Here is a 9,082-nt window from a genome sequence, read left to right on the forward strand (position 1 = left end):
AGGCCGCGGCCCTGCCCGCAGGCGCCGGCGGTGCGACGGTCCCGGTGGAAGCGGACGCGGTCGGCCCCTACGAACGCTGGTGGCTGCACCTGCCGGACGGCGCCGCGGCCCCGCCCCGCCTGCTGCACGAGATCGCCGCGTTCCTCGGTCGCTGCCAGGAGACGCTGGCCCACCGCCGCGCCGCCGGGCGCGAGGCTGCCGACGCACTCGGCAGACTGCTCACCGACCCCGCCCCCGACCGCGAGTCCGGGGACGCGGCCACCGCCGTACGGCTGTGCGGGCTGCCGGCAGCCGGCCCGTACCGCGTGATCGTGGCCGACACCGGCGCCCGGCACGCGGGACTTGCGGACGGTGCGCTGACGGAGCTGATCGCGCACACGACCCCGGCGTTCTCCGCCGTGGGGCACCTGCCCGACGGCTCCGCGTTCGCGGTGGTGCCCGAGGAGGCCGCCGCCGACCTGGCCGGGACCTGGCCCCTCGTGGCCGGCTGCGAGCCGGACATCCCGCTGCACGGCGGACTCGCCGCGCCGGCCGGCGAGCCGGCCGGACTGCCCGGCGCCCTGGCCGAGGCCCGTTACGCCCTCAGCTCCGCCCGGGAGACCCGGCCGGCACGCTCCTTCCTCGCCGACGCCACCCACCTCACCACCCTGGACACCCTGCTCACGGGCATCCCGGCCGAGGTGCGCACCGCCTACAGCCGCACAGTCCTCGGCCCGCTGTTCGACTCGGCGAACGCCTCCACCGCCGCGCTGCTGAACACGCTGGAGGTGTTCCTCGCCCACGACGGCTCCTGGGCCCGCACGGCCGAGGCACTCCATCTGCACGTCAACACGGTGCACTACCGCATCCAGCGCATCGAGCACTTCACGGGCCGTGACCTGTCCCGGCTGCGGGACCGCCTCGACGTCTGGGCGGCCCTGCTGTGCCGCGCGGACCCGCAGGACACGGCGGCCGCTACGACCGCTCGACCTGCACGCTCGTCGACTTCACCCGCGCGACGACCGTGACCCCGACGGCCAGGCCCAGTTCGTCGACCGCCTCCCGGGTCACCAGGGACACGATCTCGTGCGGGCCGGCCTGGATCTGCACCCTGGCGACGACGCCGTCCGCGGCCAGGGCCGTGACGATCCCGGTGAGCGCGTTGCGCACGGAGGTCGGGGGGCCGCCCGCCTCACCCCGCTCGGCCCCGGCCGCCCGCGCCCGCGCGAACCGTGCCAGCCCCACGCCGTCGATCACCCGGTTCCCCGAGCCGTCCCGCCCCATCGGAAGCCGCCCGGCGTCCGCCCACCGGCGGACGGTCTCCGGACTCACTCTCAACAGGCGCGCTGCGCGGCCAATGCTGTAACTCGGCACCGTAGAACCCTAGCCGTCCCCTCTCCCCGCGGAGGTGCCCCGCAGGCCCCGGCACCCGCTTCGCCCGGCACCCGGCCTGCCCGCTCGGCGGCCTCGTCGCGGTGGCCCGGCGCCCGGCCGCGCGGGGACCCGTGTCCGCCCCGCGCGGCCGGTGCCGCCTCAGATGCCGAACGGAGCGGCGTAGCGGACCGTGCCGCTGGGGAGCGGGTGGCCGGCGTCGAGGGTGAGTGCCATCAGGGCCTCGTCGGGGACGTCGATGGTCAGCCGGATGCCGCTGTCGGAGGCGCGGGTGAACCCGAACCGGGGGTAGTACGCAGGATGCCCGAGGACGACGACATGGTGCTCGCCCAGCCGCTGCGCCGCGGACAGCGCGGCGCGGACGGCGGCGCTGCCCGCACCGGTCCGCTGCTGCTCGGGGCGCACGGCGCACGGGGCCAGGCACAGGGCCCGGTGCGCCACCGATGTGGCAGCGGGTCAGCAGGGCGTGCCCCACCGGGCGGTCGGTGTCGTCGGTCGCGACGAGCGAGAGGCCCTCGATCCAGGCCGCCGGGTCGGCGCGCAGCGCGTCGACGAGGTCGGCCTCCGCCGGGGTGGGGAAGGCGGCGAGGTTGATGTCACGGACGGCGGGGATGTCGGCGCCGGTCTCGGCGCGTGTGTTCCAGGTGATGCCCATGGTGATGGAGATCCGTTTCGGAGGATGTTCGGGTGATCGCCCCGCGAGCTCACGCTCTCGGCGAAGCGGAACAGAAGGTCAGGCCACGGCCCGGGACGTGAGGGAGACACGGGCGCTGCGCACGGTGGCCTCGAGCGCGGTCATCGACCTCACCTCCCTCTTCCTCTTCTTCGAACATCGCTACGGCACCCTGACCGGGCGCGAGCCCGGTCAGGCACGGACTCGGACAGGCTACCCTGCCGCCCCGGCCGGTGTTGAGCTGCCGGTTCAGCGGTCGTCGTCCAGCTGCCGGCTCCAGGACGTGCGGGCGGGGGCGACCAGGACCAGGTGTTCGTGTGGCGGTTCGGGCCCCAGCGGGCGCCAGACCAGGTCCGGGTCTCCCTGAGAACTGCTCAGGGTGCGCAGCGCGACCAGATCGTCCTGCCCGATGAGCCGGTGGCGGAACAGGGTGTGCCCGGTGTTGTCGTCCGGGACCGTCTCCGGGGCCCAGCCGCGCTGACGCAGGTGCGCGAGGACGGTGGCCGCGTACCCGGGGGCGCGTTCCGCCGGGAACCACAGCAGGCGCTGCGACGGGAGGTCGGACCAGGTCAGCCGTGACCGGTGGGCGAGCGGGTGGCGGTCGTGCAGGACGACGCCCAGCGGTTCGTCGTTGACCGTGCACAGCTCCAGGCCCGCGGTGTCCACGGGCGCACGCAGGATGCCGAACGCCAGTGCGCCGGACCGCAGCAGATCGCCCTGCTGCTGGGAGTCGACCTGGCGGTAGGAGACACCGAACCGGCTTTTGCGCGTGATGATCTGCTCCGCCCGGGTCAGGACCGAGCGTGCGACTCCCCGGCACACGCCCACCGTCGCCACGGGCACCGCGGCGCGCGCCGCCGCCACGGACGAACTCAGTTCGCCCAGGGCCCTGTTGACGCCGTCCAGCAGCAGTCGACCGCCCTCGGTCAGCTCCATGCCCTGGGGCAGGCGCCGGAACAGCGGGGTGCCCACGCGCTGTTCCAGCAGGCGGATCTGCTGGCTGAGGCTCGGCTGGGCGATCCGCAGACACCTGGCCGCCTCGGTGACGGTGCCTGCCTCGGCGACGGCGGCGAAGTACCGCAGATGACGCAACTCCACACCCGGGATCTCGTCCATGCCCGGTTCACCGACTCCCAGCTGTGCCCATAGGTGCCAGCCTATAGCCCCGTCCGCGAACCGGTCTTGGCGCTCGCGGCCCGGTCTCGCCTTCACTGGTGGCATGTTCGTGATCGTGTTCAGGTACGGCGCGCCGCTGGAGACCATCGACGCGCTGAAGGACGCCCACTACGCCAATCCCGACGGGGTGTTCGCCAGGGGGCTCGCGCGCCTGGCGGGCCCGCTGGAGCCCCGTACGGGTGGGCTGGTCGTGGCGGAGGGGGAGCGGGCGGAGATCGAGGCCGCCGTCGCCTCCGACCCCTTCGTCACCAGCGGCGCCGCCACCGCCGAGATCCTGCGGTTCCACCCGACGTGGCCACCGGAGCGGGCCGCCACCGATGCGGTCCGACACCAGGGTCCGGCTTCCGCCACCGTGGCGGTCGGAGAGCAGGGTCCGGCTTCCGCCACCGTGGCGGTCGGAGAGCAGGGTCCGGCTGCCTCGCCGTGGCGGTCGGACGCGGGCTCCGGCCGCCGACGCCCTGACGGTCAAGGGTGAGGATCCGGTGCCCGCCGCCGGTGTCGCCGCGGGCCCGCGCCCCCGGTCCGCCGGCTGGGCGGCGTCCGTCCCGTGTCGTCCCGGGCCTGCACCACGGCGGTCAGCATCGCGGCACCCGTCAGCGCGAAGGCCCACGGGTAACCGGTTCCCGCCGCGAGCGGGCCGAACGCGGCCGCGCCGATGCCCATGCCCGCGTCGTACGCGAGGTTCCACAGCGCGCTCACGGTGCCGTAGCCGGCTGCGGACACCCGCGTGTACATCAACGTCAGCGTGGAGTTCTGGGCGATGCCGAAGCCCGCTCCGAACACGCCGACCCCGACGACGACGGCCACGGAGCTGCCGGTCGGGGCCATCAGCAGCGTGCCGACTGCGGACAGCAGCAGGCCGGGCAGCACCAGCCCGCCGGCCCCGCGCCGGTCCCCGCGCCGGCCGGCCAGCCAGCGGGCCACAGTGGTGGCCGTGGGCTGGACGAACAAGGCCACGGCGACGGTGGTGGAACCGGAGGCGGCCACGGCGAGCGGGAGAAAGGTGACGATGATCCCGGCCGCGACGGCCGTGACGGCGAAGACCACGGCAGGGCGCCGGAGTCCGCCCGTGCGCAGCGCTTCGTACATGCCGACGGGCCGCCCCGGCGCCTTGCCGCGGCCGGGCAGGCCCGGAACGGTGAGTACCGCGGCCAGCGCGGCCACGCCTCCCACCGTGCAGACCACGCCGTAGCCCACGTGCGCGGCCAGCCACACCCCCAGCGGCAGTGCCACCAGCGAGGGCACTCCGCCGACGATGCCGACCACCGCCAGTCCCTCGCCTCGCCGTTCGGCCGGGATGAGTGACGCGGTCAGCGCTCCGCCGGCGACCACGGTGAACGCGAATCCCAGCCCGCGCAGCAGGCAGATACCCACGATCCACCACAGCTCCCGGGAGGCCGTCAGCGCGAGCGCCGGCGCGCCCAGCAGGACCAGGCCCACGGCCAGCACCGCGCGGTAGCCGAAGCGGTTGACCAGTGCGGGGGTGGCGAGTTCGCCCGCGACCGTGGTCAGCATCAGCGCGCCGGTGGCCAGCCCGGCCGCGCCGTCGCCCGCGCCGCCGGTGGTGGCGTAGCCCGGGACGGCCGACAGCAGCAGGTAGAAGCTGGTCGAGGCGCCCAGTACGGAGACGAAGCGCAGCAGCAACGGCCCGGTCAGCAGGGCCGGTCGGGGCGGGGGCGCCGGGGAGCTCACCTCGGGAGTCGTGGTCACGGCACGACGGTAGGAGGCCCACCGGATCGCGGTAAGCTCCGGTTCCGTGCCGTTGGAATGGTCCAGTTGCCCGCCCGAACTGCTGTTGGTCGTGGACCGGAGCGGTGGGCCGCCCCTGCGCGCACAGGTGGAGCACGGACTGCGGGACGCCGTCCGCACCGGCCGGGTGCAGGTCGGCGAACGGCTGCCGTCCTCCAGGGAACTGGCCCGTACGCTGGGCGTCTCCCGCGGGCTGGTGCAGGAGTGCTACGCCCAACTCGTCGCCGAGGGTTACCTGGTGGCCCGCCCGGGGTCGGCCACCCGGGTGGCGGCCCGGGCCGCGGCTGCGCCGGCGGCGACACAGCCGCGCAGGACCGCCGCCCGCCCGGTGGCCGACTTCCGCTGCGGCGTCCCGGACCTGGCCGCGTTCCCGGTGCAGGACTGGCTCCGGGCCACGCGCGAGGCGGCCCGCACCATGCCGACCGCGGACCTCGGCTACGGCGACCCGCGCGGCAGCCGGACCCTGCGCGAGGTCCTCGCCGGCTACCTGCGCCGGGTACGCGCGGCGGCGGCCGACCCGGAGCACATCGTCGTCTGCAACGGTTACGCCCAGGGTCTCGCTCTCGCCCTCCGCGTCCTCGCCGGGAGCGGCGTGCGAACGGTCGCCTTCGAGGACCCCGGTTCACCCGCCACCGTCGTCCCGTGCGCCACGGCCGCGGGCCTGCGTGCGGTGCCCGTGCCGGTCGACGAGCACGGCATCGACGTGGCCGCGCTGGCCGCGACCGGCGCCCGTGCCGTCCTCGTCACCCCGGCCCACCAATGGCCCACGGGCGTCGCCCTCACCCCGGAACGCCGGCTGGCCCTCGTCGCATGGGCGGGCGACCACGACGCGATCATCATCGAGGACGACTACGACGCGGAGTTCCGCTACGACCGCGAACCCGTCGGCGCCCTCCAGGGCCTGGCGCCCGACCGCGTCGTCTCCCTCGGCACGGTCAGCAAGTCCCTCGCCCCGGCCCTGCGCATCGGCTGGGCGGTCTGCCCGCCCGGCCTGAGCGACGCCTTCACCGAGCAGAAGCTGCGCAGTGACCGCGGCACGTCCACGCTCGACCAACTCGCCCTGGCCCGGCTGATCGAGTCCGGGCGCTTCGACCGCCACCTGCGCCGTATGCGGGCCGGCTACGCGGGCCGCCGTGGCGTCCTGCTCGACGCGCTCGCCGAACACGCCCCCGGGGTGCCGGTCACCGGCCTCGCGGCCGGGTTCCACGCCGTCGCCCACCTGCCCGCCGGTGCCGACGAACACCACGTCGTCACCGCCGCCCGGGCACGGTCGGTGGGTCTGTACGGCATGAGTACCTGGCGGGCCTCGGGCGCCGCCACGCCCGCACAGCTGGTCCTCGGCTTCGGTGACGTCGGCGAACGAGCCATCGCCGAAGGCATCGCGGCCGTCGGCCACCTGCTGACCGGCCGGCCGTAGACCCGGGCCAGGCCCGGCGTTCCCGGCCCGGCGCTCAGGGACCGGAGCACCCGTCCCGGCGCTTGGTCCTGGCGGGCGCGGGCGGTAGGACTTGTCGTGGTTGAGGCCCACCCCGCGGGACCGGAGCACCCGTGCCGGCGCTCCTGGTCGGACACCCCTGGGCAGTCCAGCCGCCCTGTCGTGCCATGACGCCGGATTGCTGGTGTGCACCATGGAGATCGCTGCCATGGATTTCCGTTAATTCGTGGCTCGGGAGGGCACGGAGCCGCGGTGGAGGAATGATGCTCCGGTGCTCGCCATGTCCCGGAGTGTGCGCCTCCGGCGCATGAAACCCCCCATACGCACCGGGCGCAACTCTGTTCATCATATGAAGATTGCTCTTCCGTTTTTCAGAAGGGCGCAATTGCGGAACTCCGAGTGGTGAAGCGAAAACCACAAGGAGGCCGGATCATGGTGGAGGTTGAGCGCTTACTGGCCGACTGTCTCCGTGAGGTGCGGAGCGAGCCGTGGGGCTGCGTACCCGTCGACGCGACGGGCTCCGCCTACGAGGCCGCACGCCGCACCTTTCTGACGGCGGGCCTGCGTGCGCTGCGCGACGACCTGCCCGAGACCGGCTGGGTCCAGGTCAACCTCGAACCCGCGCCGACGGCCTGGGCCCGAACGTACCGCGTCATCGCGGACTCGGCCCGCGAACTGATCGCCTCCGGAACCGCGCGCTCTTTCTTCTTCATGCACAAACCGCCGGGACTGCGCGTCCGTTTCGAGGCCGGCGTACCCGAAAGCGAGGTTCTCCGTAGGGAACTGACGCGCCGTTTTCGCGACCTGGACGGACAACTGCGTCCGCCGTATCACGGAATGTACGAACCGGAGACATATCTTTTCGGCGGCCCACTGTCGATGCGACACGTGCACGCGCTGTTCACCGTGGACTCCCTCGCCTGGCTGGATCACCACACCGCGAATGCGGGGGAGGACGGACCGGGACAGCTCGCGGACTGGCGGCTGTCCCTGGTGCTCCTCGGTGAACTCCTCGCCGGCCTCGGCATCGTCGGCTGGGAACACCGGGGCGTCTGGGAGGTGGTGCGGGACGACACCGGACGCAGACTGGCCACGGACCCGGACGACGACGGCCGCCGTGCCGCCGCCGGCATCCTCGCCGCCTGGCAGGCCGGACGACCGGGACTGCTCGCCAGGGTCCCGGCGGAGCGGCGGACAGCGGTGGCAGCGTACGCCGACGCCGTGCGCCGCGCCGCCGAGCACTGGCGCACCGCCTACTTCGAGTCCGGTGACGCGCTGATCGGCCCGCGCCGCGCCGCCGCACACCACGTCATCTTCCACTGGAACCGGGGGCGGCTGTCGCTGGCCCGGCAGAGCCTGCTCACACACGCCCTCGTCGGTGAGGGGAGGACGTGACGTGCACGAGGACCCGGTACTGGGCGGCACGGCTCTGCTCCGCGTGGCCGGCATGCCCCTCGAATCCTGGGCGGCGGCAGGCGACCCCCACCTGTTCGCCCAGGTCGCCGAGCAGGCCCGGAGCGACGAACGGCGGACCGAGCGCGTGCGCGCACTGGCCGAACGGCTGGGGGAGACGGTGGTGCCGCACCCCGCTCTGACGCCCGCCGACCGCCACGCCGTACTGGCTCTGCGCCGTCGGCTGCACTCGGGAACGGCACCCGGCCCGGCCGAGGTCCGGCTCCTGGACCGGCTGCCCGTCGCCCGGCCCCTGGCCGAGGAGGCGGCGCGGCTGTCCTGCGAGACCGAGTCGGCGGCGACCGCGCGGCAGGAACTCGCGAACGCGGTGACGGCCGAGCGTGAGCGGGTGGGCGCTCTGGTCTGGGCCATGGTGTGCGCGTCGCCGGTCATGCGGGCCTTCCTCGACGAGACGGACCCCGGGATCTCCGCGGACATCTCCCGACGGCTGGCCGCGGGGGAGACCTGGAGCGGGAAACGGCTGTACAAGCGAGGGGCGTACCTGTGGCGGGCCCTCGGCCGGGCCGCGGCGAAGACCACTCCGCGCGGCTGGGCCGGCCAGGTCACCCAACTGCCCGTCACGTCGGCTGAAGGGGACGGCACGGGAGCCGGGGACACCCCGGTGAGTGACCCGTCTCCCGTCCGGGAGGCCGATCCGCACGGCCGGCCCCTGCCCCGGCTCGTTCCGCCGGGAACGGTGCTGGGCGCGCTCGCGGCCGAGTCCGTCGAGAACGTCCACCGTGTGCGCGCGCGGCTCGCCGGCCTGGACCTCAGGGCCGCCGGACCCGCCACGCTGCTGGCCCCGGCACCGCTGCACTTCCTTCAGCCCGCCGGGACTCCGACCGGCCCTGGCGTGCTGCGGTGCTGGGTCATCGATCCGCACGAACACGACCGGCTGCGCGAGGTCGTCCTGCGCCGCACCCGGCCGCTGGAGCGCGTGCTGGCCCTCCTGTCCGACGGACCGCGACCGCTGGGCGACGTCGAAGCGACCTTGCTGGGCACGGCGGCGATCCGGGCGGCGGTTCCGGGCCCGGCGGTACTGCGCGGCTTCCTCGCCCATCTCGTCGAACTCGGCGTCCTGCAGGTGTGCGCGGGTCCACGCCGCCACGCCACGGACTGGTTCACGGCGGAGGACGTCCTCCGTCTGGGCGCCCCACCGCGCCCACACCTGTCTCCGGGCGCCCCACCGCGCCCACACCTGTCACCGGGCACCCCACCGCGCCCAC

The 9,082-nt window shown here is 74.5% G+C and carries 7 protein-coding genes and 2 pseudogenes; 5 read left to right on the forward strand and 4 right to left on the reverse strand.

What is annotated here, in order from left to right; genetic code table 11:
- Positions 1-1,007: helix-turn-helix domain-containing protein (locus GT045_RS13735; RefSeq protein WP_202527985.1), on the forward strand; the 1,007-nt coding region annotated here is incomplete at its 5' end.
- Here the strand turns inward: GT045_RS13735 and GT045_RS13740 are convergent.
- The 3 genes and pseudogenes from GT045_RS13740 to GT045_RS13750 form a co-directional block, all read right to left on the reverse strand.
- The gene (locus GT045_RS13740) at positions 955-1,353 is read right to left on the reverse strand and encodes a TOBE domain-containing protein (RefSeq protein ID WP_161334331.1); all 399 of its coding nucleotides are present in this window, start codon (positions 1,351-1,353) and stop codon (positions 955-957) included. The two genes, GT045_RS13735 and GT045_RS13740, sit on opposite strands and share 53 nt — an antisense overlap.
- A gap of 159 nt (positions 1,354-1,512) precedes the next feature.
- Positions 1,513-2,026: pseudogene (locus GT045_RS13745) on the reverse strand (N-acetyltransferase).
- Between the two features lie 267 nt (positions 2,027-2,293).
- Positions 2,294-3,160, reverse strand: coding sequence for a LysR family transcriptional regulator (locus GT045_RS13750; RefSeq protein ID WP_161293089.1), 867 nt, complete (start codon positions 3,158-3,160; stop codon positions 2,294-2,296).
- A gap of 103 nt (positions 3,161-3,263) precedes the next feature.
- Between GT045_RS13750 and GT045_RS13755 the strand changes: the two genes are divergently transcribed.
- Positions 3,264-3,695, forward strand: a complete 432-nt coding sequence (locus GT045_RS13755; protein WP_161334332.1) for a YciI family protein — start codon at positions 3,264-3,266, stop codon at positions 3,693-3,695.
- Here GT045_RS13755 and GT045_RS13760 read toward each other — a convergent pair.
- Complete coding sequence (locus GT045_RS13760; protein ID WP_345942641.1) at positions 3,686-4,930, reverse strand: MFS transporter; 1,245 nt, start codon at positions 4,928-4,930, stop codon at positions 3,686-3,688. The genes GT045_RS13755 and GT045_RS13760 overlap by 10 nt on opposite strands.
- Before the next feature lie 46 nt (positions 4,931-4,976).
- Between GT045_RS13760 and GT045_RS13765 the strand changes: the two genes are divergently transcribed.
- The 3 genes and pseudogenes from GT045_RS13765 to GT045_RS13775 form a co-directional block, all read left to right on the forward strand.
- Positions 4,977-6,386 (forward strand): PLP-dependent aminotransferase family protein, encoded by a 1,410-nt coding sequence (locus GT045_RS13765; RefSeq protein ID WP_161334333.1) that lies wholly within the window; start codon positions 4,977-4,979, stop codon positions 6,384-6,386.
- Between the two features lie 450 nt (positions 6,387-6,836).
- Positions 6,837-7,799 carry a thiopeptide-type bacteriocin biosynthesis protein gene (locus GT045_RS13770; RefSeq protein ID WP_161334334.1) on the forward strand — a complete coding sequence of 321 codons (963 nt, stop codon included), beginning with the start codon at positions 6,837-6,839 and terminating at the stop codon, positions 7,797-7,799.
- A 1-nt stretch (position 7,800) separates the two neighbouring features.
- A pseudogene (locus tag GT045_RS13775) lies at positions 7,801-9,082 on the forward strand (lantibiotic dehydratase); the annotation flags it as partial.

The organism is Streptomyces sp. SID486 (genome assembly GCF_009865385.1).
Classification (GTDB): Bacteria; Actinomycetota; Actinomycetes; order Streptomycetales; family Streptomycetaceae; genus Streptomyces.

Bases quoted from the DNA above. Each gene is read 5' to 3' on its own strand.
- GT045_RS13750 (WP_161293089.1), bottom strand. From the start codon at position 3,160: ATGGACGAGATCCCGGGTGTGGAGTTGCGTCATCTGCGGTACTTCGCC.
- GT045_RS13755 (WP_161334332.1), top strand. From the start codon at position 3,264: ATGTTCGTGATCGTGTTCAGGTACGGCGCGCCGCTGGAGACCATCGAC.
- GT045_RS13770 (WP_161334334.1), top strand. From the start codon at position 6,837: ATGGTGGAGGTTGAGCGCTTACTGGCCGACTGTCTCCGTGAGGTGCGG.